This is a genomic window from Streptomyces sp. NPDC001348, from assembly GCF_053597535.1.
Window position 1 is genome coordinate 15,113 of the sequence record NZ_JBSFIK010000062.1, and the last position, 26,876, is coordinate 41,988.

General features: G+C 71.1%; 23 protein-coding genes and 2 pseudogenes. 17 read left to right on the top strand and 8 right to left on the bottom strand.

Annotated elements, in window-relative coordinates; genetic code table 11:
- Positions 1-242 precede the first annotated feature (242 nt).
- Positions 243-1,028 carry a DUF1963 domain-containing protein gene (locus ACWC21_RS38825; protein ID WP_450889160.1) on the top strand — a complete coding sequence of 262 codons (786 nt, stop codon included), beginning with the start codon at positions 243-245 and terminating at the stop codon, positions 1,026-1,028.
- A gap of 220 nt (positions 1,029-1,248) precedes the next feature.
- Here ACWC21_RS38825 and ACWC21_RS38830 read toward each other — a convergent pair.
- Positions 1,249-1,417, bottom strand: a pseudogene (locus ACWC21_RS38830) (TetR/AcrR family transcriptional regulator); the annotation flags it as partial.
- Here ACWC21_RS38830 and ACWC21_RS38835 point away from each other — a divergent pair.
- Positions 1,408-2,357, top strand: a pseudogene (locus tag ACWC21_RS38835) (NAD(P)-dependent alcohol dehydrogenase); the annotation flags it as partial. The pseudogenes ACWC21_RS38830 and ACWC21_RS38835 overlap by 10 nt on opposite strands.
- Positions 2,358-2,367: 10 nt before the next feature.
- Here the strand turns inward: ACWC21_RS38835 and ACWC21_RS38840 are convergent.
- The 5 genes from ACWC21_RS38840 to ACWC21_RS38860 form a co-directional block, all read right to left on the bottom strand.
- A complete protein-coding gene (locus tag ACWC21_RS38840) occupies positions 2,368-2,736 on the bottom strand; it encodes a hypothetical protein (RefSeq protein WP_450889162.1) in 369 nt (122 codons plus the stop codon).
- 48 nt (positions 2,737-2,784) lie between these two features.
- Positions 2,785-4,374, bottom strand: a complete 1,590-nt coding sequence (locus ACWC21_RS38845; protein ID WP_450889164.1) for a DUF1254 domain-containing protein — start codon at positions 4,372-4,374, stop codon at positions 2,785-2,787.
- Between the two features lie 511 nt (positions 4,375-4,885).
- A complete protein-coding gene (locus ACWC21_RS38850) occupies positions 4,886-6,103 on the bottom strand; it encodes an MFS transporter (RefSeq protein ID WP_450889166.1) in 1,218 nt (405 codons plus the stop codon).
- A 363-nt stretch (positions 6,104-6,466) separates the two neighbouring features.
- On the bottom strand, positions 6,467-6,877 hold the full coding sequence (locus ACWC21_RS38855; protein ID WP_450889168.1) for a (2Fe-2S) ferredoxin domain-containing protein: 411 nt from the start codon (positions 6,875-6,877) through the stop codon (positions 6,467-6,469).
- A complete protein-coding gene (locus ACWC21_RS38860) occupies positions 6,874-8,850 on the bottom strand; it encodes a heavy metal translocating P-type ATPase (protein WP_450889170.1) in 1,977 nt (658 codons plus the stop codon). Before ACWC21_RS38860 ends, ACWC21_RS38855 begins: the two co-directional genes overlap by 4 nt.
- Before the next feature lie 110 nt (positions 8,851-8,960).
- On the opposite strand from ACWC21_RS38860, the gene ACWC21_RS38865 reads away from it, so the two are divergent.
- From ACWC21_RS38865 to ACWC21_RS38895, 7 genes are all read left to right on the top strand, one after another.
- Positions 8,961-9,365 (top strand): ArsR/SmtB family transcription factor, encoded by a 405-nt coding sequence (locus ACWC21_RS38865; RefSeq protein ID WP_450889172.1) that lies wholly within the window; start codon positions 8,961-8,963, stop codon positions 9,363-9,365.
- Positions 9,366-10,001: 636 nt separating this feature from the next.
- Positions 10,002-10,754 carry a response regulator transcription factor gene (locus ACWC21_RS38870; RefSeq protein WP_450889174.1) on the top strand — a complete coding sequence of 251 codons (753 nt, stop codon included), beginning with the start codon at positions 10,002-10,004 and terminating at the stop codon, positions 10,752-10,754.
- Between the two features lie 645 nt (positions 10,755-11,399).
- Positions 11,400-14,153 carry an alpha/beta fold hydrolase gene (locus ACWC21_RS38875; RefSeq protein WP_450889176.1) on the top strand — a complete coding sequence of 918 codons (2,754 nt, stop codon included), beginning with the start codon at positions 11,400-11,402 and terminating at the stop codon, positions 14,151-14,153.
- Positions 14,154-14,181: 28 nt separating this feature from the next.
- A complete protein-coding gene (locus ACWC21_RS38880) occupies positions 14,182-15,102 on the top strand; it encodes an NAD-dependent epimerase/dehydratase family protein (protein ID WP_450889178.1) in 921 nt (306 codons plus the stop codon).
- 16 nt (positions 15,103-15,118) lie between these two features.
- A complete protein-coding gene (locus ACWC21_RS38885) occupies positions 15,119-15,523 on the top strand; it encodes a nuclear transport factor 2 family protein (RefSeq protein WP_450889180.1) in 405 nt (134 codons plus the stop codon).
- Positions 15,524-15,532: 9 nt separating this feature from the next.
- Positions 15,533-16,375 (top strand): prephenate dehydratase, encoded by an 843-nt coding sequence (gene pheA / locus ACWC21_RS38890; RefSeq protein WP_450889182.1) that lies wholly within the window; start codon positions 15,533-15,535, stop codon positions 16,373-16,375.
- Positions 16,376-16,452: 77 nt separating this feature from the next.
- Positions 16,453-17,157, top strand: a complete 705-nt coding sequence (locus tag ACWC21_RS38895) for an FMN-dependent NADH-azoreductase (protein ID WP_450889184.1) — start codon at positions 16,453-16,455, stop codon at positions 17,155-17,157.
- A gap of 129 nt (positions 17,158-17,286) precedes the next feature.
- Here the strand turns inward: ACWC21_RS38895 and ACWC21_RS38900 are convergent, their stop codons facing one another.
- Positions 17,287-17,652, bottom strand: a complete 366-nt coding sequence (locus tag ACWC21_RS38900) for a winged helix-turn-helix transcriptional regulator (RefSeq protein ID WP_450889186.1) — start codon at positions 17,650-17,652, stop codon at positions 17,287-17,289.
- Positions 17,653-17,809: 157 nt separating this feature from the next.
- On the opposite strand from ACWC21_RS38900, the gene ACWC21_RS38905 reads away from it, so the two are divergent.
- The 5 genes from ACWC21_RS38905 (at position 17,810) to ACWC21_RS38925 (ending at position 21,674) form a co-directional block, all read left to right on the top strand.
- Positions 17,810-18,286, top strand: coding sequence for a luciferase domain-containing protein (locus ACWC21_RS38905; protein ID WP_450889188.1), 477 nt, complete (start codon positions 17,810-17,812; stop codon positions 18,284-18,286).
- Between the two features lie 243 nt (positions 18,287-18,529).
- Positions 18,530-19,459, top strand: coding sequence for an NADP-dependent oxidoreductase (locus ACWC21_RS38910; protein WP_450889190.1), 930 nt, complete (start codon positions 18,530-18,532; stop codon positions 19,457-19,459).
- Positions 19,460-19,560: 101 nt separating this feature from the next.
- The gene (locus ACWC21_RS38915; RefSeq protein ID WP_450889192.1) at positions 19,561-20,607 is read left to right on the top strand and encodes a methyltransferase; all 1,047 of its coding nucleotides are present in this window, start codon (positions 19,561-19,563) and stop codon (positions 20,605-20,607) included.
- 54 nt (positions 20,608-20,661) lie between these two features.
- Entirely contained in the window at positions 20,662-21,012 is a 351-nt protein-coding gene (locus ACWC21_RS38920) for a DoxX family protein (RefSeq protein WP_450889194.1), read from the top strand.
- An 11-nt stretch (positions 21,013-21,023) separates the two neighbouring features.
- The gene (locus tag ACWC21_RS38925) at positions 21,024-21,674 is read left to right on the top strand and encodes a mycothiol-dependent nitroreductase Rv2466c family protein (protein WP_450889196.1); all 651 of its coding nucleotides are present in this window, start codon (positions 21,024-21,026) and stop codon (positions 21,672-21,674) included.
- 96 nt (positions 21,675-21,770) lie between these two features.
- On the opposite strand, the gene ACWC21_RS38930 is transcribed toward ACWC21_RS38925, so the two are convergent.
- Positions 21,771-22,553 carry a DUF1963 domain-containing protein gene (locus ACWC21_RS38930; RefSeq protein ID WP_450889198.1) on the bottom strand — a complete coding sequence of 261 codons (783 nt, stop codon included), beginning with the start codon at positions 22,551-22,553 and terminating at the stop codon, positions 21,771-21,773.
- A 1,073-nt stretch (positions 22,554-23,626) separates the two neighbouring features.
- On the opposite strand from ACWC21_RS38930, the gene ACWC21_RS38935 reads away from it, so the two are divergent.
- The 3 genes from ACWC21_RS38935 (at position 23,627) to ACWC21_RS38945 (ending at position 26,783) form a co-directional block, all read left to right on the top strand.
- Entirely contained in the window at positions 23,627-23,767 is a 141-nt protein-coding gene (locus tag ACWC21_RS38935; RefSeq protein ID WP_450889199.1) for a hypothetical protein, read from the top strand.
- A 169-nt stretch (positions 23,768-23,936) separates the two neighbouring features.
- Complete coding sequence (locus ACWC21_RS38940; protein ID WP_450889201.1) at positions 23,937-26,381, top strand: glycosyl hydrolase family 95 catalytic domain-containing protein; 2,445 nt, start codon at positions 23,937-23,939, stop codon at positions 26,379-26,381.
- Between the two features lie 147 nt (positions 26,382-26,528).
- Entirely contained in the window at positions 26,529-26,783 is a 255-nt protein-coding gene (locus tag ACWC21_RS38945; protein WP_450889203.1) for a hypothetical protein, read from the top strand.
- Positions 26,784-26,876 lie beyond the last annotated feature (93 nt).

Below are 26,876 nucleotides of genomic sequence, written 5' to 3' on the forward strand. Positions count from 1 at the left end.
AGCAGGGCGTCCGAGCCGGTCGCACGGTGGCGGGCATGCGCGGCCGGTTCGGGTGCCGGCCTGGGCGAACGGCCTACGGCGTTCCCGTTTCGGCGGTCGCCCGCCACCGGGCCGAGCCGTTCGAGCAGCGCGACCGCCGCAGCAGTTCGGCCGAAGCCACCGCCCTTGTGCGTGACAACTGCACTTTGCGAGGCGGGAGTTCGGGGTCAGTCGGTGTCAGTGGGTTCCGGCATGATCGCGGCATGACTACTTCTGTCGTGGAAGAGCTCGTTCTCCGGACCGCCGCGAGGCATGGCGTTCCCGGGCCGGTCGCACAGGAGCTGCTCGCCGGCTCCCGACCGTGCCTCCACCTGGTCCCTTTCCAGGGCCTGACGCTCGCCCAGCAGGAAGAGGCCCGTCCTGCCGCACGCACGGGAGGCCTCCCCTCCCTGCCGGACGGCGTCGACTGGCCCGACGGGCGCAAACCTCTGGTGCTGACCGTCGACTGCGCGGCGCTCCCCCGTGAAACCCTGGACATCGAGCTGCCCTCCGACGGGAGGCTGTTGTTCTTCACCCAGATCGAGTACGAGCCGGAGTCGTCGGTGGTGCTCCACGTTCCCGTCGGCGTGCGGACCACGGAACGCCCGGCGGCGTATGAGCTCGACGGGGAGCCGGAGCAGGTCAGGGTCTACCAGCCGCATGTCCTGTATCCGGTGCCGGGACTGACCGTCTCACCCGATTGGCGCGACTCCCCGGCGACCAGCGCGTTCCTGGACAGTGGCGCGGACCGGGACGACATCCTGGACGATTTCGAGGACGCCGCGCGGGAGGCGGCAGCGGGCGGCGCCGCACACGGAGTCGCCGTCCAACTGGGCGGTTTCTCCAGCCCTTGGCAGTCAGCTCCGGACGAGGGCGATCTCGTCCTCCTCGCGCAGATACACGGTCAGTCGATCGACCTCGACGTCTACACTCAGACCCTGATCGTCGGCACCCACGAGGACATCGCAGGGCGCCGGTACGGAGCCTTGAAGTTCGAGCAGCAGGTCTGAACAGCCACCGGTTTCCTGACCGCGGCTCCGGCTCCTTCCCTTCCGGTGGGAACCGGTTTTACGGTTCGACTCGGACCGGCGGGTCGGGGCAGCGTGCGGCCTGGCCGGTTCGAGGAACTGCCGCGAGGTGGCCACTTCGCCGCACCGGAGAAGCCGGAGTCCCTCGTCGAGCGGGTGCGCGGAGCCTTCCGCCTCCTCCGCTGACCGCTCGCGGCCGGACTCAGCCCGTCATCACCGCCCGCCGGACGGTGTCTCGCAGTCAGGGCGCGGCGTTCGTCGTGCCGTTGCCGGGGCTCGTCCGCGGTCGCCGCGTAGACGTCGCTGACAGGTGACCACGCCATTGACATGGCGATGACCACGGCCATCACGTCGAACGGGTGTCCGGGTCGACTACTGCGGTGTCTGCCACACCGATGTCCATTCCCTCGACGCTCACGCCGATGGGCTGCTCGTGCCGGGGCACGAGTTCACGGGGGTCGTGACCGGGGTGGGTTCCGAGGTCACGCGGTTCACCGTCGGCGACCCGGTCGCCGTCGGCAACATCGTCGACTCGTGCGGTGTCTGCGTCATGTGTGAAGCCGGTCAGGAGAACTTCTGCCGCGAGTTCCCCACCCTGACCTACGGCGGTACCGACCGTCATGACGGCTCGACGACCTCAGGCGGGTACGCCCGCGAGTACGTCTTCCGCGACCAGTTCGCTCACTGCCTGCCCGCCGGGCTCGATCCGGCGGCCGCGGCGCCCCTCCTCTGTGCCGGGATCACCGTGTGGGAGCCGTTGCGCAGTCTCGGAGTGGGGAAGGGCATGCGAGTCGCGGTCGCCGGCCTCGGCGGCCTCGGGCACCTCGCGGTCAAGTTCGCCGTCGCGCTCGGCGCGGAGACGACGGTCATCAGCCGGACGACGAAAGAACCGCCGACGCAAGCCGGTTGGGCGCCGAGGACCTCGTCGTGTCCGCGGACGCGGAGCAGATGGCCGCCGCCCGGGACCGGTTCGACGTCGTGATCGACACCATCTCCGCACCGCACGACATCGGTCCGTACCTCGGGCTCGTCGCCGTGGACGGAACCCTCAGCCATCTGGGTCACCTGGGACCCGTTACCGTCCGCACGATGGACCTGCTCGTGGGCCGCAAGAAGCTGGCCTCGGCCGGCAGTGGCGGCCGTCCCGCGACCGCCGCCATGCTGGACTTCTGCGCTGAGCACGGCGTCCCGGCCGACGTCGAAGTCCTCCCTTCGGCGCAGGTGAATGAAGCCCTCGACCGATTGCGGCGCAACGATGTGCGCTACCGCTTCGTGCTCGACCTGTCCGATCTGTCGAGGTCGGCAACCTGACCGTCGTGGCTCAGGCGGCAACTGCCCCGGGAGAACTCGGCGTCGACGGCGACAGCGTCGACCCCGCCCCATCGGGCCGAGCCGCGGCTTCGCCCAATGCGCCTGCGGGCCACTGCGCACAGGTGCCCGGCCCCGGCGACACCCGTTCAACAACTTCGGCGACGTCAGCTCCCTCGTCGCTCCGCGGCAGACCGCCCCACTCCTGCACCCCCACCCACAGCGGCAGCACGCCGAGCGCCAGGTCGAGCGCGCTGCCCCAGCCGGCCGGCTGCGTCCGGTCGCTCGGGCCGGCGCCGCCGGATACCAGCAGCACGATCGGGCCCATCTGGGCCAGGCCCGGGGCCCAGCCCAGGAGCAACGCGGGCCCGTTGGAACGCACCCTGGAGGTGGTATCAGCACCTCAGCGCCACGGCGACGCCGTAAGACCTCACGCCGGTTCGATCTCGCCCGGTCGCCAGGTCTTGTCGAAGAACGGCTGCAGCGGGCTGTAGAGCCGCAGGACCACGAACCATCCCCGGCCCGGTGTGGTCTGGATCCAGTTGCCCTCCGGCACACCGTCGGGCCGGTCGGGCCCGAAGTGCACCGTGGTCGTGCCGTCCGCGTCGGGGACCGCTGCCGGGGTGGGATAGGCCTGGCTGCCGGCCCGCGGGAACCGTTGCGGGGTGTCGAGCATCGACCGCGTCTGGTTGTCGTAGACGGTGACCGACCAGAACCTCGCGGCGGGGATGTCCGGCGGAAGCACCAGTCGGTAGGAGCTGCCGCCGTCGAGGGCCCGGCCCTCCTGATCCGCCAGGGAGAACACGTACTGCGAGCCGACGCCGGGCAGCGGCGCCGTGAACGCCGGGCTGATGCCCACGCCCAGGTACCACCACCAGGACCGCAGGTTGAGTTTCCGGGCACCGTCGTTCGGGCGGGGCTCGACGCCTGTGTCGGTGATGTCCGCGGGCGGGGCCAGGAACTCGTGGCCGGACACGAGCAGGCCGTTGAGCCACCGGGAGGAGGCACCGTAGTAGTGCGCTCCCTCGGCCGGACGCGGACGGAAGGCGAGGGTGCGGGCCGTGGCGTTGCCGACCGCGGCTGCCTCGGTGAGGATCTCCCGCGTCCGCGCGTCCGGCTCGAAGGGCCTGCCCTTGACGATGCCGACCGCGGCCAGAGCACCGGCGATCTCGGGGTCGAGCGCCTCGGCCGGCTGGTCGTGCACGAGCTCGCTCGCGAAGTCGAAGTACGTCGCGTCCCCGGGCGGAACCGTGTTCACGGCAAGCCCCGAGCCCTCGACGAAACGCGGCGGGTCGGGCCTGTGCAGGGCGGCGGTCCAGGTCCGAGCGGTCCACGGCAGCGGCGGGGCCGTGCCGCCGGTGACGATCTCCCCGATGCTGGTCCCGTAGAACCCGGGGACGTAGCGGTAGAGGCGCAGGCCCTCCTTGACCCGCTCGACCGCCGGCTTCGGGTCGTCGCCCTCCAGGAAGGCCCGACCGCCCAGGACGAGCCGCGTGGTACGGGTCCGGAGCGTGAAGAACCCGCCCTCGGGAACGGGGCCCTCGTAATCGGGTGGCACGAAGAGGTACTTGCCGCCTGCTCCGCGATCCGGACCGGCCATGCCGGGGTCCGCGACCCAGCGGAACCACATGTCGTTGAGGAAACAGAGGGCCAGGGGCGGCACCTCCACCACCAACGGCCCCTCGGTCAGGTCGAGGAAGGTCAGGAAGTAGACGGTGTCCGCGTTCCCGGTCAGCACGAGCGTCCCGGGATCCATGAACTCCGAGAAGAGAAGGACGTCGTGGTCCTGGATTCCGGCCTCCAGGAATCCCCGGCGGGCCGCCCACAGGCTGACGCCGGAATACGCGTCGAGGAACGCGCTGACCGCGCGCACGTGCCTTACATGGTCGTAGACGCGGTTCGCGGTCTCCTCGGTCGGCACACCCAGCGGGAATTCCAGAGTGCCGAGGTGGGTCTCGACCCGCTCGGGAGTCGAGATCGACTCCAGGGCCTGGGGTGAGATCTGTGCAGTGCGCTGCAAGGGATCACTCCGTTCTCGGGAAGAGGCCGCCCTGTCGACCATGTGCCTCACGTACCGCGGACCACCACCGCACCTGGGCCATCGGAGGGTCTTCGCGGAGTGGAGGGGTGCGTAGTGCGGCCTGCGGCGGGGCACGGCTGAACAACGCCGCGTCGGACTCACCGTGACCAGCGTGACCGGCGCGGTGGGGAGAGCGCACCGGGCGAGGGCCATGGTGCCCACCAGCCTGGGCCACGCCTTCTGCGACGGCCGGAGCGCGAGAACCCTTGGACGGAAACCAACGGCTCGGTCCGCCGAGAAGCAGCCGCCTCCCGGCCGGAGGCCCCGGCGGCGCCGGGCCGGGTCACTCCCCCGCGGACCGAAGGTCGGCAACGCCAGGGCGCGGCCGCGCCCGATGCTGACCGTCTCACGCTCACGCGGAGCCCCGTCTGCGCTCCGGCGCGGAGCAGGCCGTTGTGGCGACGCCGACCCGGCACCTGCCCGGAGGAGTTGGTGGGGGCGGCTCCCTGCGTCAGCGGTGGCCGGTCCGGGTGGCCAACAGCAGGGCGAGAGCCACCACTTGAATGGCGACGACCACCGTGATGAGCACGGGGACCGAATAGCCGTACAGGCCGCCGGTCAGCGCGCCACCGGCCAGACTCGCCGCACCGACCACACCGGCGAACAGGCCGTACGCGGTCGCCCGTCGTCCGCCGGGCACCAGGTCCGCGACCGTGGCGCGCAAGGTGGACTCCTGAATGCCGGTGGCCGCGCCCCACACCAGCGTTCCGGCCACCGCGACCGCGACCGTGTCGCTGAACGACAGCGCCACCACGCCCGCTGTCAGAACGGGCAGGGCGACCAGCACACGCGGGCCGTACCGGTCGTAGAACCACCCGGTGGCCAGCGCCGCGAGCGCGTCCACGGCCATCGCCGCCGCGTACACCACCGGCACCCACGCGGCGGTCAGCAGATGCTGCTGCACCAAGTGGTAGGAGAGCACACCGAAGGTGGCGAACCCGGTCGTGGTGGCCGCCGTGAACCCGGCGTAGGTCCAGAACGCCCTCGGCAGACGCCCCTCCCGGACCTGCCGTGTGGCGGGCGCTGCGGCGGTCACTGCGCGTTCGTAGGCCTCCGGGTCAGGCACGCGGGCCCGCAGCCGGAACAGCAGCAGCAGTACGGCGATGCCGGGTACGGCGAGGACGCCGAGCGCGGGACCGTAGTCGTTCCCGGTCAGCGCGAGCACACCCGCCACCAGCAGCGGGCCGACGAGGGCGCCGATCTGGTCCATCGCCTCATGGACGGCGAAGCCGCGACCGCGCCCCGTCGCGGCGGTGGCGTGCGACAGCAGGGTGTCCTTGGCCGGTGAGCGGACCGCCTTGCCGATCCGCTCGGCGACCACGAGCGCGCAGGCCGCCCACAGCGTCCCGGCCACACCCAGCAGCGGTACCGAGACGACCGTCAGCGCGTAGCCGGCGATCGCCAGGCCCCAGAATCGCCGGGTGCGGTCCGCCAGCGGGCCGGACACCAGTCGCAGGCCCAGGGCCGCCGCCTCACCGGCGCCGGTGACCACTCCGACGACGAGCGCGGACGCTCCCAGCGAGGCCAGCAAGGGTCCGGTGATCGAGCGGGCGCCCTCGTACACGAAGTCCGCGAGCAGGCTGACCGTGCCGAACCAGACCACGAACCGCCACGGCCCCATCCGTGCGGTTGTGTTCGCCTCGCGCCCCTCGGACACCGACTGCTTCACGCCCACATCGCCTCCGCGAAAGACACCCCGCCGAACACCGCCCCCAGGCCCCCAGGACTGCCCCCGCCGTGCGGGTACGTGCGGATCGACGCCCGGGGGTGTGGGCCCGTCCGTCAGCCTGGGGCCGGGGGCGGACCCGTGCGTGCGTCTTCTGCTCGCCGGTGCCCGCGGACGTGTGGGCGCGCTCCATCGCGAGGAGGGACTGCCGGCGGCACCGATGCCGCGGTTCGGGTACGGCGAGCCCCACCGCCGCGGCCGTGGCCTCACACCACAGCCGCGGACCAGGGTAGCGCCCTGCCTGGAGGCACGCACCACGCAGCGATGTCACCGAGAGCCCCGTCGCGCCTCCGACGGGGCGGCGGATCAGCCCTCGACGGCCTGGCGAACGCGCCTGGACGGGGTGAACGCGTACAGGTCGAGCACACCTGGCGGGTCCGCCAGCCCGGGACCGCCGGCGGCGATCCAGGTGGCGATGTCATCGGCGGCGTCGGAGTCGTTCACCAGGCCGAGCCACACGGGCCGTCCGCCGGCGGCCCGACCGGCCGGCGAGGGCTGCACGACGATCACGTTGGCGTGCTCGCAGGCGTCCAGACACCCGGTCACGCGGACCTGCGCGACGTCGGCGACCGCCTCGCGCAGCCGGGCGAGCTGGGCAACGTGGTCCACACCGGGGATCTTCCCGGTGCCGCAGCAGCAGCCGCGGCACACGGTGACGGTGCAGCGGGCCGTACCGGCGGCCGTGGCTCGGCCGGTCCCGCGACCGCGGCGGCTCACGTGCGGTTCCCGGCGCCGGCGCGGCGCCAGGCGCCGTCGGCCAGCAGGCGCAGGCCGTTGAGGCCCACGATGACCGTGGAGCCCTCGTGCCCGGCGACACCCAGCGGCAGCGGCAGGGTGCCGACCAGGTCCCAGACGACGAGGCCGGTGATGAACACCGCGGCGACGACCAGGTTCTGCACCACCAGGCGTCGGGCCCGGCGGGAGAGGCGTACGACGGTGGGGATGGTGGCGAGTTCGTCGCGGACGACGACGGCGTCGGCGGTCTCCAGGGCGAGGTCGGATCCGGCGCGGCCCATGGCGACGCCGGTGTGGGCGGCGGCCAGGGCGGGGGCGTCGTTGACGCCGTCGCCGACCACCAGCACCTTCCGTCCGGCCTGCTCCATCTCCCGCACCGCGGTGACCTTGTCCTGTGGAAGGAGACCGGCGCGGACGTCGGTGATGCCGACCTCGGCGGCGAGCCGGGTCGCCGCGCGGGGATTGTCGCCGGTGACCAGCACCGGGGCGGAGCCGGCCAGCCCGCCCAGGGCGGCGACGGTGCCTGCGGCCTCCTCGCGCAGCCGGTCGGCGATGCCCAGCACCCCCACCGGGCTGCCGTCGAGCGTGACCAGCACGGCGGTACGGCCCTGCTGTTCCAGGGCGGTGGCCACGGCGACGGCAGGATGACCGGCGGGGTCGTCCAGGACGCGGGCGGGGCTGCCCACCGCTACGGCGCAGCCCTCCACCTTCGCGCTCACCCCCGCACCCGGCATGGCGACGAAATCGTCCACCGGCGGAATGTGCAGGCCGCGGGAGCGGGCGGCGTCCACGATCGCGCGCGCCAGCGGATGCTCGCTGGGGTGCTCGGCCGCAGCCGCCGGCCGCAGCAACTCGTCCCGCGTCAGACCGGAGGCGGCCAGCGGACGGATGTCCGTCACCCTCGGCGTGCCCTCGGTCAGGGTCCCCGTCTTGTCCAGCGCCACGGCGTCGACCTGCCCGAGGCGTTCCATGACCACGGCCGACTTCACCAGGACACCATGGCGGCCGGCGTTGGCGATCGCGGACAGCAGCGGCGGCATGGTGGCGAGGACCACGGCGCACGGAGAGGCGACGATCATGAAGGTCATCGCGCGGAGCAGCGTGGACTGCAGACCGGCGCCGAACAGCAGCGGCAGCGCGAACAGCGCCACCGTGGCCGCGACCATGCCGAGCGAGTAGCGCTGTTCGATCTTCTCGATGAACAGCTGAGTCGGTGCTTTGGTCTCGGAGGCTTCCTCGACCAGGGCCACGATCCGGGCGATGACCGAGTCGGACGGGTCCCGCTCGACCTTCACCCGCAAGGCGCCGCTGCCGTTGAGGGTGCCGGCGAACACCTCGTCCCCGGCCTCCTTCGCCACCGGCAGCGGCTCACCGGTGATGGTGGCCTGGTCGACCTCACCGGCCCCGTCCAGCACGCGACCGTCCGCGCCGATGCGCTCACCGGGCCGCACCAGGATGACGTCGCCCACCTCGAGGCGCTCCGTGGGGACCGTCTCCTCGGTGCCTTCGTCGGCGATGCGGGTGGCCGTCGTGGGGGCGAGGTCGAGCAGGCCGCGCACGGAGTCGGCGGTGCGGGCCGTGGCGATCGCCTCCAGTGCACCGGAGGTGGCGAAGATGACGATCAGCAGCGCACCGTCCAGCACCTGCCCGATCGCCGCCGCGCCGAGTGCGGCGACGACCATGAGCAGGTCCACGTCCAGGGTCTTCTCCCGCAGCGCCTGGAGGCCGGCCCAGCCCGGTTCCCAGCCGCCGGTGGCGTAGACGGCGGCGAACAACGTGCCCCACGTCCAGGCCGGCACCCCGGACAGATACAGCGGCAACGCGATCAGGAACAGCACCAGCGCGGCTGCCGCCCAGCGAGCCTCGGGCAGGGCGAGCATCCGGGTGCGGCGGCGGGGCGCCACGGCCTCGTGCGCGGCACCGGGCGGCGCCGGACGGGTGAGTGTGGATGACATCGACGCGGGGTCCTTCACGGTGGGCAGCACAGAGACCGACCCCACCACGGTAACAGGAAAGAATGAAGAGTCGTTCATGTATTCATTGATGGGTGCCGTACCATGAGCCCATGGGTCATGGAGCCGCACCATCGCCGGAACGCGTCCCGCGCAGGGGCCTGGACGCGGCCGGTGCCGCCAAGGTGGCCACCACTCTCCAGGCCCTGGCGACCCCGTCGCGGCTGCTGATCCTCGCCCGCCTGCGCGAAGGCCCCCTGCCCGCGACAGAGCTGGCCACCGAAGTCGGCATGGAACAGTCCGCCTGCTCCCACCAGCTTCGCCTCCTGCGCAACCTCGGCCTCGTCGTCGGCACCCGCAAGGGCCGCTCGATCGTGTACTCGCTGTACGACAACCACGTGGCCGAACTGATCGACCAGGCCATCTACCACGTAGAACACCTCCGTCTCGGTCTGACCGACTCCGCCGCCGCGCACACCGGACCGGAGCGTGCAGAGGCGGTCCTCCCGGGCCGGTGACGCCAGACCGCTCTTCTCCGTCCCGTGGCGGCACGCCGGGGCGTACGGATCCGGACCCGCATACCGATGTTGTGCGGCTGAATTGAGACCGCCTTGGACGTTTCGCGCACGAGGGAACTTCCGCGCACGAGGGAACTTCCGCGTTCGCTGGGCACATTCGTGTTCGCGCCCTTTTCGGCCTTTGTAAGGTCGGGAATGCGACTCTTCACGGAAGCCGAAAGGATGGCGCCAAGATCATTGCGCACAGGAGAGCGGGGTAGCCGCGCACGCCGTTGACCATACGGTTCCGGCCAGCGGCAGGGGTGCGGCGCAGTGCCGTTCGATCGTGTACATGCAGGAAGCGCAGGGCGATTCCCCGAGTATCCGTCACATGCCGCGGGGCGACGGCCGAGAGGGGACGAATCGCTGGTCGCGGGCATCCAAAAGGGGCTCGATCCACGCAAGACCGGCGCTCCCGTTCGCCCGGTATGATCCACGATCCGCAATCGGAGCACGGAACTCCATTTGACTCGTTCGACACAACTCGTTTACGCCATGGATCTTTGACAGCCGGAAGAAAGCGTTTTTAGACTCGCCGAGTGCTGTGGCCCTGCCCAGTCGGGGGTCTTGAGAGCTAGACGAGTCTTGGGGGAGACGATGAGTCAGCGTGCACCGGAACTGCCAGTTCTGGCGAATCCCGGTTTCGCCGCGGGCACCGGAACGGCCGTCATGCCGCCGCCGGTGGCGACCGAGGCATGGCGCGTCCTCGTGGTGGAAAACGACGTCCAATACTCGGATTCCTTGATCCATAATCTGCGTCGCCACGGACATGAAGTAAGCGTGGTCGAGCGGGGCGGGGAGGCGCTCCAGGTGTACGGGCACGCCGATCTGGTCCTCATCGATCTGGAACTGCCCGACCTGGACGGGCTGGAGGTCTGCCGTGCCATCAGGACCGTGTCCGACCTCCCCATCATCGCCCTCACCGCCCGGGGCACCGAGCTGGACCGGGTCCTCGGACTCCAGGCCGGAGCGGACGACTACATGGTCAAGCCGTACGGGTTCCGGGAACTGATGGCCCGGATGCAGGCCGTGATGCGGCGAGCCCGGCCAGCACCACGGCCCGTCGACGTCATTTCGCACGGGCCGCTCAGGATCGACGCCGGCTCTCGCGAGGTGAGCGTCTACGGAAGGCCCGTCCTCGTCACCCGCAAGGAATTCGATCTCCTGTATCTGCTGGCCTCCCATCCGGGCAGTGTGATTCCGCGAAGTCGCCTCATGCAACAGGTGTGGGGCGATTCCTGGTCCCGGCGGACCGTCGACACACACGTCAGCAGTCTGAGAAGCAAACTGGGCGCCAGTGACTGGATCATCACCATCCGGGGTGTCGGGTTCAGGCTCGGAAACGGCTGAATTCCGAATCGACGGGCAGCCCCCGGGAGTGAAGAGTTTCCGCCCACCGGCCGTCCGACAGGAACAGCTGACGCCTGACCGACAGAAAAGGAAGAGAATGTCCCGGGGGGAAGGAGTGGAATGCCGCTCCGCCGTGAGCACCGGCCGAGTGGTCCGCGCCCCGCTCCCCGTCCGGTGGGCCGCCCGCGCCTTTCACCGGGCGCCCTCGCCCGACCTGGGCATCTGACACTCCTCTGACCTGGATCTGAACCGGAGCCCACACACGCGCGCGCGATTTGTGAAACCTGACGAAGCCCTGAAAGCAGGGCTGTTGAAACCGGTGACCCGCCCCGCAGAGGCTAGTTGTCACGGCCCTGTGCGCTCTTCGTGCGAGGGGACTCGGTCGACCACTCACTCATCGAACTGCCGGGAACCAGGGAGCCGCGTGTTGCGCTGTTCGTCCGCCTCGGAGTCCGCCTTCGCGGAACGCCGTCGGCCGTGTCCGGCCGCCGGGCCGCCGCACGGCCCCGAGCCCACGCCGCACTGAGGATCCTCCCCGGTCGAAGGTGGGCGGCCCCCCGCCACGGCGGCCGCAGGCGTCACCCGGTGACACCCCCCGACCACCGCCCCGTGGCGCGTTTCCTTGGAACCAGAGAGGTCAATGACATGACAATCCCCATTTCATCGACCCGGAACATCGCGGACCTCCTCCTGCGGGCCGCCGAGCACCACCCCGGGTCAGGCCTCCGCTACGAACAGGGCGCCACCGGCCCCGACGGCTCATGGCACCAGAGCTATCCCGAACTCGCCCACGAGGCCCGCAAGATACTCACCGGCCTCCGCGGCCGGGGCCTCGCCCCGCAGGACAAGGTCGTCCTGCTTCTGGAACGCCCCCATGAGTTCCTCCCCGCCTTCTGGGCCTGCCTGCTCGGCGGCTTCGTCCCCGTTCCGATGGCACCCCTCAGCGGCGATCCCGAGCGCTGGGCCGGCCAGCTCGGCCATGTGAACACCCTCCTCGACCAGCCGCTGGTCGTCACCACCGAGACCCTCGCGGCCGAGCTGCCGCACGTGGAGGGCCTCGGCGTCACCCCGCTGTCGAGTCTGTACGCCGCCGAACCCGCCGGACTGCTCCACCAGGCCGCGCCGGAGGACACCGCGCTGCTGGTGCTGACCTCGGGCTCCACCGGCAACTCCAAGGCCGTCCGGCTCACCCACGCCAACCTGCTCGCGTCCATGGCCGGCAAGAACGGCTACCACCGGCTCGGTTCCGACGACGTCTCCCTCAACTGGGTGTCCTTCGACCACGTGGCCGCCCTCCTGGAATGCCACCTGCTGCCCCTCTACGCCGGCGCCACCCAGCTGCACGTCGAGGCCGCCGTCGTCCTCGGGGAGCCGCTGGAGTTCCTGCGGCTGATCTCCCGGCACGGCGTCACCATGACCTTCACCCCCAACTTCCTGCTGGGGCTGCTGAACGCCTCCGCCGACCGGCTCGAGGAGACCGGGCCCGTCGACCTGACCCGGCTGCGCCACATCATCAGCGGCGGCGAGGCCGTGGTCCGCACCACCGGCGAGACCTTCCTGCGCCGCTTCGCGTCCCACGGACTGCGCCCCGACGCCTTGTGGCCCGCCTTCGGGATGACGGAGACCTGCGCCGGCTCCGTCTACTCCCAGGCGTTCCCGGCCTCCGACCAGGGCAAGGAATTCGCCAACCTGGGCACCCCCGTCGAGGGCCTGCTGCTGCGCGTCGCCGACGAGCACGACCAGGAGCTGGGCGAGGGCGAGACCGGTGAACTCCAGCTCACCGGGCCCATGATCACCCCGGGCTACTACAACAACGAGCAGGCCACCCGGGACGCCTTCACCACGGACGGCTGGTTCCGCAGCGGCGACCTCGGCCGGATCGACGACGGCCGGCTCACCCTCGTCGGCCGCAGCAAGGACAGCATCATCGTCAACGGTGTCAACTACTTCAGCCACGACATCGAGACCGCGCTCGAGCAGTTGGACGGCGTCGCCCGCTCCTACGTCGCCGCGTTCCCGACCCGCGCCCCGGGCAGCGACACCGAGCAACTCGTCGTCGCCTTCCACCCGGAGACCGAGGACGGCGACGAACTCGCCCTGTACCGGGTCCTGTCGGCGGTGCGCTCCGGTGTCGTCATGCACTGGGGATTCCGCCCCTCGCTGATCCTGCCGCTGCCCAAGGAGGCGTTCCCGAAGACCAGCCTGGGCAAGATCCAGCGCTCCCTGATGCGCAAGAAGCTGGAGGCCGGTGCCTACGAACAGGTCACCCGGTCGGTCGCCGACCTCGTCCTGCGCCGTCTCGGCGGGTACACCGCGCCCGAGGGCGAGACCGAGCGGGTGCTCGCCGGGATCTACGCCGAGATGTTCGACACCGACCCGGACCGGCTCAGCGCCACCGCCAACTTCTTCGACCTGGGCGGCACCTCACTGGACATCCTGCGGCTGCGCAGCATGGTCGCCCAGCGGCTCGGCGCACACGACCTCCAGATCATCACCGTGCTCACGGCCCCGACCGTCCGCGAGCTGGCCGCCCGGCTGGGCGAGGACGGCGCGGCCGTACGACCGTACGACCCGATCGTGCCGATGCAGGCCGTCGGCGACAAGACACCGCTGTTCTGCGTCCACCCGGGCGTCGGTGAGGTCCTCGTCTTCGTCAACCTCGCCAAGTACTTCGTGGGCGACCGGCCGTTCTACGCCCTGCGGGCGCGCGGCTTCAACGCGGGCGAGAAGCCCTTCGAGAGCTTCGAGGAGATGGTCGCCACCTACGTCGACGCGATCCGCGCCAAGCAACCGCACGGCCCGTACGCCGTCGCCGGATACTCCTACGGCGGTGCCGTCGCCTTCGAGATCGCCAAGGTCCTCCAGGCGCAGGGCGAACGCGTCGACTTCGTCGGCAGCTTCAACCTGCCCCCGCACATCAAGTACCGGATGAACGAGCTCGACTTCGTCGAGACCGCCGCCAACCTGGCGTTCTTCCTGGCACTCATCGACAAGAAGCAGTCCCTGGACCTGCCGGGGCAGCTGCGTCACCTCTCCCGCGAGGAGCAGCTGGCGCACTTCATCGACATCGCGCCGAAGGCCCGGCTCGCCGAACTCGACCTCACCCTGGAGAAGTTCACCGCGTGGGCCACCCTCGCCGACGGGCTCACCGACCTGGGCCGCACGTACACGCCCAGCGGCTCGGTCCCTTCCATGTCCGTCTTCTACGCGATCCCGCTGCGCGGCACCAAGGAGGACTGGCTGAAGAACGAGCTGAGCCGGTGGGAGGAGCACTGCCCCGACGTCCGCTACCTGGACGTGCCCGGTGAGCACTACACCCTGATGGGCCCGAACCATGTGGCCGTGTTCCAGTCGATCCTGCGCAAGGAACTCGACCGCGCGCTCGGCGATGCCGGCTGACACCCCGAGCCGAACACCAAGGAGCACGATGAACGGCAAGAAGATCCTGGTCACCGGGGGCACCGGGCAGGTGGCCGGCCCGGTGGCCAAGGCCCTCGCGCGGGACAACGAGGTCTGGGCGCTGGGCCGGTTCGGCACCCCCGGCTCCGAGGAGACGCTCACCGGGCACGGCATCACCACCTTCCGCTGGGACATGGACGACACCGGTGAGGGAACCCTCGAGAACCTGCCGGAGGACTTCACCCACGTCATCCACTCCGCCGTACGGCGCGGCGAGGACGGTGACTTCAACACCGCGATCGAGGTCAACACGGTGGCCGCCGGCAGGCTGATGACCCACTGCCGCAGCGCGGAGGCGTTCCTCTACGTCTCCACCGGTGCCCTGTACGCGCGCCAGACCCTGGACCACGCGTACACCGAGGACGACCCGGTCGACGGGGTCGCCGACTGGCTGCCCGTCTATCCCGTCGCCAAGATCGCCACCGAGGGCGCGGTCCGCGCGTACGCCCGCACCCTGCGTCTGCCGACCGTCATCGCCCGTCTCAACATCGCCTACGGACCCGGTGGTTACGGCGGCGTGCCGATGCTCTACTTCAAGCGGATGCTGGCCGGCGAGCCCATACCGGTGCCCGTCGAGGGCCAGAACTGGTGCTCTCTGCTGTACACCGACGACCTGATCGACCAGGTTCCCCGGCTGTGGGAGGCCGCGTCGGTGCCGGCCGTCCTCACCAACTGGGGCGGTGACGAGCCGGTCGGCATGACCGACTGCGTCCGCTATCTGGAGGAGCTCACGGGGGTCGAGGCGAAGCTGGTGCCGAGCGAGGTCACCCGGGAGACGTACCAGTTCGACCCGACGGTGCGCAGACGGCTGACGGGCCCCTGCAAGGTCGGCTGGCGTGAGGGCATCCGCCGCACCGTCGAGTCCATGTATCCCGAGTACGCGAAGTGACGAGGAGACACAGTCCGTGAAGACGCAGGAGAGCAACCTCCATCTGATCCACGCGGCGTATCAGGCGTTCCACGCCCGGGACGTGGACGCGCTGCTCGCCGTCCTCTCCGAGGACGTGGAATGGATCCACCCCGAGGGGATGCACGAGTACGGCCTCGGCGGCACCAAGGTGGGACATGCGGGCGTCAAGGAGTTCCTGGCCCATGTGCCCACCGTTCTGGGCGGCATGCGCCTGCACCCGATGGAGTTCGTCCAGTCCGGCGACCGGGTCGTGGTCTTCGGCGTACGGGACGTCACCTCGCACTCCGGGCACACGCAGACCCTGGACTTCGTGCACTCCTGGACCCTCCGGGACGGCCGGGCCGTCCGTATGGAGGACATCTTCGACACCGTTCTCCTCCACCGACTGATAGAGAGCTGACGGCACGTCATGACGTTCGCCTATCTGGGCCCGGAGGGCACGTTCACCCAGGCGGCGCTGCGCCGGGTCGTGCCCACCGGCCGGGACCGCCCCTTCCCCACGGTCCCCGCGGCGCTGGACGCGGTGCGCCGCGGGGACTGCGGGGCGGCCGTGGTGCCCCTGGAGAACTCGGTGAAAGGCGTGGTGCCCGTCACCATGGACCAGCTGGTCACGGCGGAGCTGCACATCACGGCGGAGGTGGAGGTGCCGGTGACGTTCACCCTGATGGCCCGGTCCGGCACCGAACTCGCCGAGGTCACCGAGGTGTTGAGTCATCCGCACGCGCTCGCCCAGTGCGCGCCCTGGCTGACGGAGCACCTGCCCAGGGCGCGCGTACGGCCCGCCGACTCCACGGCGGCGGCCGCGCGCGAGGTGGCCGAGGCGGAGTCGGCGGCGGGCCTCGCCGCGGTCGCGGCTCCGCTGGCGGCGGACCTGTACGGCCTCACGCCCCTCGCCACCGGCATCGGCCAGCAGGCCGGCGCGATCACCCGGTTCGTCTCGGTCGAACCCGCGTGGTTCCCGCCGGCGCGCACCCGTATGGACCGCACCTCCCTGATGGTGAGTCCCGGCGACGGCCCCGGCCGGCTGATCGACATCCTCACCGAGTTCTCCTCCCGGGACATCGAGGTCAGCCGGCTCCACTCCTGGCCCACCGGCGACCGCCTCGGCAGCTACCGGTACTTCATCGACATCGACGGTCACATCGAGAACCCACCCGTCCGCGAGGCGATGTCCGCGATCGCCAGGCTGAGCGCGGGAGCCCGCTTCCTGGGCAGCTATCCACGCTGGGGGCGGCAGGAGGAGCCGGTCTGAACGGGCCCCGTCCCGCACCCCGCGCACCCCCCTCACCACTCCCCTCGACCGACCACCCCACCCAGGAGCGTGACTCCGTGCCCACCCTTCTGCACCTCGACACCAGCCCGCGGATCCAGTCGACCACGCGGCGGGTCACCGCCGAGTTCGCCGCGTCCTGGCGGGCGGCCAACCCCGAGGGGCAACACATCTACCGGGACCTGGCGGCGCTGCCCGTGGCGCATGTCGACGCGGCCCAGATCACGGTGATGCACCGGCTGGAGAGCGATGAGGTGCGCGACCTCGACAAGGCCCGCGACGCCGCCGTCACCCCGGAGGAGAAGGCGAGCTGGGCGCTCACCTGGGATCTCGTCGAGGAGGTGCGGGCGGCCGACACGCTCGTCCTCGGGCTGCCCATGCACAACCTGTCACTGCCCGCCACCTTCAAGGCGTGGTTCGACCGGCTCGTGATCCCTCCGCTGATGGTCGACCCGGCGACCGGCACCGGGCCCCTCTCCGGCAAGCAGGTCGTGGTGGTCACAGCCCGCGGCGGCGCCTACGGACCGGGCACGTCCCGGTACGCGTACGACTTCCAGGAGCCCTACCTCAAGGCCGCGTTCGGCATGGTCGCGCTCGCCGACGACCTCACCTTCCTGCACGCCGAGATGACCAAGTCCGGACATGTGCCCCGGCTCAGCGGGTTCCAGGCCATGGCCGCCACCTCCCTCGGGCAGGCCCTCGAGGGGGCGCGTGTCCAGGCCCGGCGCGTCCCCACTTCCCTCGCATCCACGCCGCGGTCCTGAATCCCCGCCATGGTCACGACGGGCACAGCGGGCGCGCCCGAGGGCGGGGCCCACGCGGTCCGCGCCGCCACCGGACGACCACCCCTGCCGGTGACCTGGCCGGCGGCGGGATCGGCGAGATCGCGACGGCTACCGGGCGTCGTAACTGCGGCGGGACATGCTGATGTACTCCCGGTGGCGCTCGGACCATGCGATGAGCGAACTCACCTCCTTGGAGAGCGTGTGCCCCACCGGGGTCAGCTCGTAGTCCACCCGGGGCGGTGTGCTCGGGGTGACGGTCCGGATGACCAGGCCGTCACGCTCCAGGCTGCGCAACGTCAGAGTGAGCATCCGCTGCGAGATGCCGTCGATGGAGCGCCGCAGATCCGAGTAGCGCCGTGGTCCGTCGCCGAGCAGCGCCATGATCAGAACGCTCCACTTGTCACCCACCCGGTCCAGCACGTCCCGCAGCCGGCACGTGGTCAGACCCTCGCTGACCTGGTCGGGAACATCCATGTGCGTAGCGCTTTTTGAGGTGCCGTCTTCTGCCATCCCAGCAGCATCACCCAAAATTCCAACGAGAACAAGAAGTGACCAACGCACTGTTCGTGCGTGACTCCGGCATGCCGTGGAGCGCTGCCGCGAAGACGAGAACGAGGACCCGAGGAGAACCATGGCCGCCGAACCGAGCGCGCTGAGCGCGCTGCCTCCCCGCAAGGGGCCCCGGCCTGCCACGACCGGCCGGGAGATCCCGCACGACCAGCTCGAGGACTTCTCCCCGCCGGAGATCCGGGCCGCGCTGATCGCCCGCGCGGAGGCCCTGCCGGGCGTGTTCATGACCCAGAGCCAGGTGTCGGAACCGTCCTCCCTGGCGCTGCGCCTGAACAAGCAGGACCGGGCCTTCGAAGCGTTCCTGCACCCGTCGGTCGACGAGTTCGGGCACATCCACCGCTCCGGGTTCATGCACCTCACGGTGCCGATGGAGTCGCTCGGCCCGCTGACCGAGCTGGGCTGGGTGGAACCGCACCCGATCTCCCGGCGGCCCGAGTTCCCCAGCAGCATCGTCATGCTCTACGCCCCGCGCGACGCCGATGAGCTGGAGGTCGTCGCGACGGTGATGCAGGCCTCCTACGAACAGGCCGTCCGCTAGGGCCTGTCCCACGGATCATGTCGCAGACGCGGGGTTCGGCACGCCCTCCCCCACTCTCGGCTCCGCTCGAGGGGGGTGGTGCCCCCACCGGCATTGTCGTCGGTTGCCGACTCCCCCGCTCACCGGCGCCGATGAGGCACCGCCCGTTCCCTGCGACCTGGCCCGCCGGACAGGCCCCAACCCGCACCGCAGCTCACCCACTTCACGATCCTCTGACATCCCATCAGGAAGCGAGAGCAATCCATGCGCGCAGTAACCATCGACGACTTCGGCACCACCCCCGCGGTGACCGAGGTGGCCAAGCCGGAGCCGGGGCCGGGTGAGATCCTGGTCAAGGTGCACGCCTCGTCGCTGAACGGCTTCGACGGCGCCGTGATCTACGGCGTGTTGAAGGACGTGCTGGAGCACAAGTTCCCGGTCACCCTCGGCAAGGACTTCGCGGGCACGGTCGAGGCGGTCGGCGAGGGCGTGACCCGCGCCGTCGGCGACCGGGTGTTCGGCGTGGTGATGAAGCCGGTCGTCTGCGACGGCGCCTTCGCCGAGTACGTGGTGGTCGCCGAGGGATACGCCGTCACCGCCGTCCCGGAGGGCCTGGACCTCGACCGGGCCGGGGCCCTCGGCCTGGCGGGCACGGCCGCCGCCGGCATCGTCGACGCGATCGCGCCGAAGGCCGGTGACACGGTCCTCGTCGTGGGCGCCACGGGCGGGGTGGGCGCGTACACCGTCCAGTTGGCAGCGGCGGCCGGCGCGACGGTCGTCGCCACCGCGAAGCCGGGCGCCGAGACGGAGTTCGTCGGCGGCCTCGGCGCGGCGCACGTGGTGGACCACACCGGCGACCTCGCCGAGCAGGTCCGCGCGATCGCACCGGACGGAGTGACGGCCCTCGTGCACCTGGCCGGTGACCCGACGCAGCTGGTGGAGCTGCTGGCCGACGGCGGCCGGCTCGCCTCCACCCTGGGCTTCGGCCCCGAGCAGGCGGGGCGCGCCGGCATCACGGTCACCTCCGTGATGGCCAACCCCGACGTGGCCACGCTGGACCGGCTCGCCGACGCCGTCGCCTCGGGCGCGCTCCAGGTGCCGATCGGCCAGACGTACCCGCTCGACTCCGTGGCCCAGGCGGTGGGCGCGTTCGGCGCGGGCACCGTCGGCAAGATCGCCATCACCGTCGCCTGACCCGGCGCCGACGGCCGTGCGCGGCACCGTGGACGCGCACGGCCGGAACGCTCCTCCCCACCCTCTCGCTGCCAGCACTGCCGAGCCGCCCGGAGACTGCCATGGATGCCACCGCACGCCCCGAGGATGTCGGTACCCACCCCGACTTCGACGGTATGTTCCAGATCGTCACGAGCTTCTGGGTGGCGCGGGCGGTCCACGCCGCCACCGCGCTGGGCGTGCCCGACGCCCTCGCGGACGAGCCCCGGACCACCGCCGATCTGGCCGCCGCGACCGGCACCGACCCCCGCTCCCTGGCCCGGCTGCTGCGCACCCTGGCCGGTGTGGGCGTGCTGCGCTCGGACACCGACGGCCGCTACACGACCACCCCCCTCGGCGACGCCCTGCGCTCGGACGTCCCCGGTTCCCTGGCGTCCTTCGTCCAGATGGAGCTGGGTGAGGCCCACCATGCCGCCTGGGGGCTGCTGGTGGACTCCGTGCGCTCGGGCGAACCGGTCTTCGAGCGGGCGGTGGGGAAGAAGATCTGGCAGTTCTTCGCGGACACCCCCGCCATGAACGCCCACCTCGGCAAGGCGATGACGGGGCTCACCGCGATGGTCGCCGACGCCGTGCTCGACGTCTACGACTTCGGCCGCCACGAGCGGATCGTCGACGTCGGCGGCGGCGAGGGCGGCTTCCTGGCCTCCATCCTCACCGCCCATCCCCGGGCGCACGGCGTCGTCCTCGACCTGCCGCACGTCGTGGCGCACGGCCGCGAACGGATCGAGGCCGCGGGTCTCGCGGACCGGTGCGAACTCGTGGGCGGCGACTTCTTCGAGAAGGTCCCCGAGGGCGGTGACCTCTACACGATGAAATGGGTCCTGCACGACTGGGACGACGACGCCGCCGTCGAGATCCTCCGGTCCTGCCGACGGGTCATGGGAGCGAACGCGCGCCTGCTCGTCGTGGACACGGTCGTCCCGGAGGGCGACGGCTTCTCACCCAGCAAGATCATCGACCTCAACATGATGGTGCTCAGCGGCGGCCAGGAACGCACCGCCGACGAGTTCCGGCGGCTCCTCGCCGCGGCGGGCTTCACCCTGTCCCGCATCCTGCCCACCCGCTCCCCGAGCAGCGTGGTGGAGGCCGTCCCCGCATCGCCCGCCTGACGCTCCGCGTCCCACCTGTCACCGATTTCCGAAGAACCGCTCTAGGAGTTCCCCGTGTTCATCGCCTACGTCGTCGTCGCGAGCCTGCTCGCCCTCGTGCTCATCGCCTCCGGCAGAGCCAAGCTCGTCCGGGACGAGAAGATCACCGAGGGGATGCACAAGATCGGCGTCCCGGACAGCTGGTTCCCGCGGCTGGCCGCCCTGGAGATCGCCGGAGCGCTCGGTCTGCTCGTCGGCATCTTCTACCGGCCGCTGGGGACAGCCGCCGGCGTCGGGGTCGTCCTCTACTTCATCGGCGCGGTCATCACCCACCTCCGTGCCAAGGACACCAAGGGCCTGCCGATGCCGGCCGTCCTGATGGTGGTCGCGGCGGCTTCGGTGCTGTTCGGCATCGCGACGGTCTGACGGGAGAGCACATGTCCGACACGGTGAAGTCCCCGACCCCGGTCGACTTCTGGTTCGACCCGCTGTGCGGGTGGACCTGGACGACCTCCCGCTGGCTGCTGGAGGCGGCGCGCTCGCGCGACCTCGACATCCGCTGGCACGTCATGAGCCTGGCCCTTCTCAACGAGGGCCGGCTCCACGAAATCCCGGAGGAGTACCACGAACTGGTGGGCCCCAAGGGACTGCGCCCGGTCCGGGTGATCGTCGCGGCCCAGCAGCAGCACGACGGCGACGCGATCGCCCGGCTCTACACCGAACTGGGCACCCGCTTCCACAAGGAGGGCGACGGCCCCAGCCCCAGCCTTGAGGCCATCGAGGCCGCGCTGACGGCGGCGGGCCTCCCGGCGGAACTCGTCCGGTACGCCGACACGGACACCTACGACGCCGAGGTCCGCGCCTCCCACGAGCGGTCCCAGACCGCGGTGGGCGAGGAGTCCGGCAGCCCGGTGATCGCGGTCCCCGACGGGACGGGAGGGCGGCGCGCCTTCTGCGGCCCCGTCCTCACCCCCATCCCCAGGGGGGAGGAGGCCGCCCGTCTCTGGGACGCGCTCATGCTCGCGGCCTCGGTCCCGGCCTTCGCGGAACTGAAGCGGGCACGGTCGGGGGGCCCGGTCTTCGACTGAGCGGCAGGCCCTGGGACCACTGCCGCACGACTTTCGCGGGTCGCCGGCGGTGCTGTCCCTCCGGCGGCTCGTACGGGTGAGCAGACAGCCCTTCGATCAGTACTGCTGCGTGTATTCCAGTGCGGTGTAGCGGCGCGCGGCGATGTCCTGCCTGGTACCTGTGATCAGGTTCAGGGTGTAGACGCGGTAGTCGATCGCCTGGCCGGCCATCTGGGCGAAGAGGACGAGGTCACCCTCGTCGGGGTGCGTCTGGTAGGGGTCGGAGAAGCCGCCGAGCTGGACGCGCACGCCGAACATGGCGCCTTGGGCGGCCAGTTCGAGCACTGCCTCCTTGAAGCCGTCCAGAATCGCTTCGTTGCCGTCTCCTTCGTCCAGGAAGGCGCGGCACGCGGGGGCGTCCTGCCAGTCGCTGTGCAGGGTCAGTCCGACGACGGGATAGAGGGTCTGCGGTTCGTAGACCTTGACATGCACGGTCTCACCGTCGAGGTCGTACGCCGGGGAGCGCTCGGTGGTCCGCGCTCCCGCGGGCACATGGAGCACCGCGGAGGACTCCGGCTCGTACTCGATCTCGGAGAAGAAGAGCAGGTGGCCGTCGGCGGGCAGCTCGATGTCCAGGATGTCCCGTGGCAGGGCCGCGCAGTCGACGGTCAGGACGAGGGGTTCCCTGCCGTCGGGCCAGTCGGCGTCGTCCGGGAGTGAGGGCAGTCCGCCCGTGCGTGCGGCCGGGCGGGCGGTCTCCCGCTGGGCCGGGGTCAGTTGGCCGAGGCCCAGCAGGTGGATGCACGGGCGGGAGTGGGCGAGCAGCTCGGCTGCGACCGTGTCCGGGACGCCGTGCTTCTGGGCCGTGTCGTGGACGAGTCGCCCGTCGATCGATGTCATGCCGTGATCGTGCCAGGAGGCTCTGACATCCAGGTCCGCCGAGGCCGACCGAGATCGACGTGCGCGTGACATACGGCTGGATCGCCGGTCATCCGGTTCTTCGCCGGGCTGCTGCGCGCTCACCGCCGTCTCCACGACACCGCCGAGCGAACCGACGCCGCACGGGGCAGCGCCCTGCGTCAGCGCATGTCCTGCGTCGAACGGGACCGCCGCGGGTGAGCTCCCCACCCGGCCTCCAGCGGCATGACAGGACATCCCATGCCCAGGGCAAGCATGGGGAGCCTCGTTGACGGCTGCCACGGCCATATTTACTGGCCCACCTCGGATATCGTACTGAATTTCTGTCGGCGCTATGGACAAGGCGGGGCGCTCGACCTTTAATTCATCCCATGTCCGGCGCCCGTCGCTCTACGGGGACCGCCCCCGACGCTTGAGACAGGTGGTTCCATGGCCCCTCACCGACACCACGGCTCCCGGGCCGGGACGGCCGGGCACCATGACTGACCTGATCAGCACGGTGGCAGCGGTGGGTACACGGTTCCCGACCCGGCGCGAGCCCGACGGTTCCGGCGCCGTGAATCCCGAACGCGATTACGGCGCCGCCCATGTGACAGTCCGTACCGGCGGTGACGAGGGACACGGACCGGATGATCCCGGCGGCGTCTCGCGGCCGTCGACCGGAGACAGCGTCGGCCCCCGCCACCTCGATGACGCGCCGGGCCGCGAGGAGGCGCCCCCGAGGCCGCGCGCCGCGGAGCCGGGCAGCGCCGAACGTACCGCGCATCCGAGGGCCGCCTTCCCCTCCCCCGGCCGGCCGAGCGCCGGCGACCTCTTACGCCCTCGGATCCGCGCCGACCGGGTCGACACCCGGCACCGCTCATACTCCGTGTACCGGGCGCCTGCTGGCGCGCGTCGCCGATCCCGGGCCGAACGCGCCGCCGCGACGCCCCGGCACCGGCACGGCCGGTCCCCGCGAGTCCAAGTCGCCGCCCGAGTTCCCCCTCGGCGAGGCGTGGATCGACCCGGCGCGGGCGGGTGAGCTCGCCACGCTCCAGACGAACATCGGCACCTTCGTGCAGCAGAGCGCGGTGCAGTTCATCACCGGCAGAAAGTCCCTCGACTCCGACCGGGACTCGTACCTCGAGAACCTCGACCAGCTCGGGTTGAAGCGCTTCCTGCAGATCTACCAGCAGGCCCACGACAAGACCCACTGACCGGGGGTGGCCGGTGCCGTCGAGCGCCGCGGACGGTACCGGCCGCCTCGGCCACGGCCCCGACCCACGCGCCGGGGCCGTGGAGAAGAACGAGAATGGCGTTGTACACGGCTCACGGTCCCGATGTGGCCGACCGTCGGGCCCGGCAGCAGGAAAAGGCAGGAAAGCGATGCACTCCGCACGTCCCCGCACGGGCGACCCGACCGCGCCCGCACCGGCCCGGGTCCCGCTGCCCGACCGCGGGATCCACGACAACGCCCCCGCCGAGTCGTGGACCGACGGCTTCCTCACCGGCAACGGCGAGTACGGGGCCGTGGTGTACGGGGACCCGGCGCTGGAGAAGGTCATCCTCGACCACCACCGCCTCGTCCTGCCCAACGGCACCCGCGACCTCACCCCACCCGTGCTCGCGGATCGGCTGCCGGCGGTCCGGGACAAGGCGCTGGCCGGGGACTACGCCGGAGCGAGCCGCGACTTCGCCGCCGGCTGGGAGCTGCGGTGGACCCAGACCTACCATCCCGCGTACGAGCTCCGGATCGCCACCGCCAACGGCCCCTTGGCCGGCCAGTACACCGGGTACGTCCGGGTCACCGATTTCCGCACGGGTGAGGTCACCTCCGCCTGGGCCGACGGCCACGGCACCTGGTCTCGCCGGGTCTTCGTCTCCCGTGCCGACCGGGTCGTCGTCCACGAACTGACGCCGGCCCCGGGCCGTACCGTCGATGTCACCCTGAGCGTGCACACCGCGCTCGACGAGACACCCACCGACCACGGCGGGCGCGACGACCTGCACACGCGCGTCACGTTCACCGTCCTGGCCGGGATCGACGAGGGCTCCGGGTGGCTGGAACTCCACGGTGTCTACCCGGCGGGCATGGGAGCGTACGGCTACGAGGGCGTCACCCGGGTGGTGCCCACGGGCGGCACGGTCGCCGTCAGCGGCTCGGCCATCGTGGTCGCGGGGGCGACCAGGCTCACGCTCCTCACCCGGCTGGACCGCCACGAGACGCCGCCGGCTCCGGAGGCCCGGCTCCTGCGCGCCGGGCTGGCCGCCCTGGAAGGGGATTACGAGGCGCTGCTCGGGCGGCACACGGAGCTGCACTCCGAACTCTACGACCGTTCCCGACTCGACCTGGGCGTCCCCGAGGCCGACCGCCGACTGACGACGACGGAACTGATCGCGCGGCAGAACGCCGACCGCGGCGTCGTCGACCCGGCTCTGCTGGAGCGGCTCTACGACTCCGGCCGCTACCTCTTCCTCAGCTCCAGCGGCATCCTGCCGCCCCGCCTGACCGGCATCTGGACGGGCGCGTGGACCGCCGCCTGGGCCGGTGACTTCACCACCGACGCCAACGTCAACCTCCAGGTCGCGGGCGGCAACATCCTCGACCTCACCGAGGTCATGCAGGGGTATTCCGACCTGGTTCTCGGCCAACTCGACCACTGGCGCACCAACGCCGGGAACCTCTACGGAGCGCGTGGCTTCCTGGCCCCCTCCCGCACCGACGGCGAATACGGCCACATGCTCCACTTCGACGGCGGCGACTTCCCCGGCCACTGCTGGACCGGCGGCGCCGACTGGCTGCTTCACCCGCTTCTGGAGTACTACGAGGTCACCGGGGACGAGACCTACCTACGGGACAGGCTCGGCCCTGCCCTGATGGAACTGGCCCTGTTCTACGAGGACTTCCTCACCCGCACGGATGCGGACGGCAGGGCCGTCTTCGTGCCCTCCTTCTCCATGGAGAACGCCCCGGGCAACACCGGCGAGTACCTGTCCGTCAACGCCACCGGCGACATCATGGCCGGCAGGCACGCCCTCCGGGCCGCGATCGACGCCGCGGGCGCCCTCGGCGTCGAACAGGGCAGCGGCGAGGGTGTCGAACGCTGGACAGCACTGCTCGACAGGCTCCCCGACTACCGGATCAACGAGGCCGGCGCCCTCGCCGAATGGTCCTGGCCCGGCCTGACCGACCGCTACGACCACCGCCACATCCAGCACCTGTACGCCGCCTGGCCCCTGCACGAGATCAATCCGGAGGAACGGCCCGACCTCGTGCCCCCGGCGCTCAAGGCGCTCGAACTGCGCGGAGACCAGAACCTCTCCGCGCACGGCAGCCTCCATCGCGCCCTGGCGGCCGCCCGGCTCAAGGACGGCGCCCGGGTCTACGAGAACCTGCGGAAGATCACCGGCAGTGACATGCTCTTCCGCTCGCTGATGACCTCCCACAACCCCGGTCGGCACATCTACAACGCCGACGCGGCGAACGCCCTGCCCGCCGTGCTTGCCGAAGCACTGCTCTGCACAAGGCCAGGCATCGTGGAGATCCTGCCCGCACTGCCCGAGCAGTGGGACAAGGGCAGCATCACCGGCCTCCGGGGCCGCGGCGGAATCCGTGTGCACAGCCTGGACTGGGACCTGGCCGGCGGCACCACGACCGTGACCGTCACCGCCGACCGGACCCGGGACGTCACCCTGATCAGCCGGCGCGGCATGGCGTCCGTCACCACCTCCGCGCGGGTCGGTCCCTCCGCCCTCGGCCCGCACGCCAGAACGGTCGGCCTCACCGCCGGGCAACGCACCCGGATCACGGTCTCGCTGCCGACCGCCTGAGCACACCGCCGCGCGCAGCCTCTTCGATGCTTCCGGGGGGGCGGCGGCCTTGGAGCAACCTTTCCCGCCGCACGGCGTCCTATCCGGTGACACGCCCTGAAGCTGGCCTTCCGGGTGCGGCCACTCCGATCGTCGAGGACGGTACCGATGCTCAACCCCGCTTTCTGTCTGAACGTTCCGGAAGGTTTCGACGACTCGGAGGCGGAGACCGGGGTGCATCCGATGGCCCGGAAACTCTTCCTCGGGAGGAGCGCCGCCCATGTCTTCTCGAAGGCACACGCCTGGGTGAGCGAGCACGATGTGCGCATCGCGGATGTCTCCTGGGACTTCCTCGACGGCGAGGGGGAGCCTCACTGCCTGAGCGTGTACTTCACGTTCGAAGCGCGGCCTGAAGACAGTTGAGGACCCCGGTCGGCGTGCGGCCGGGGTCCTCGAGGCGGTGCGTACGTGCCGGGTCGGGCAGGTCAGCGCTGCAGGGTGAGCAGGCCCGGCCGC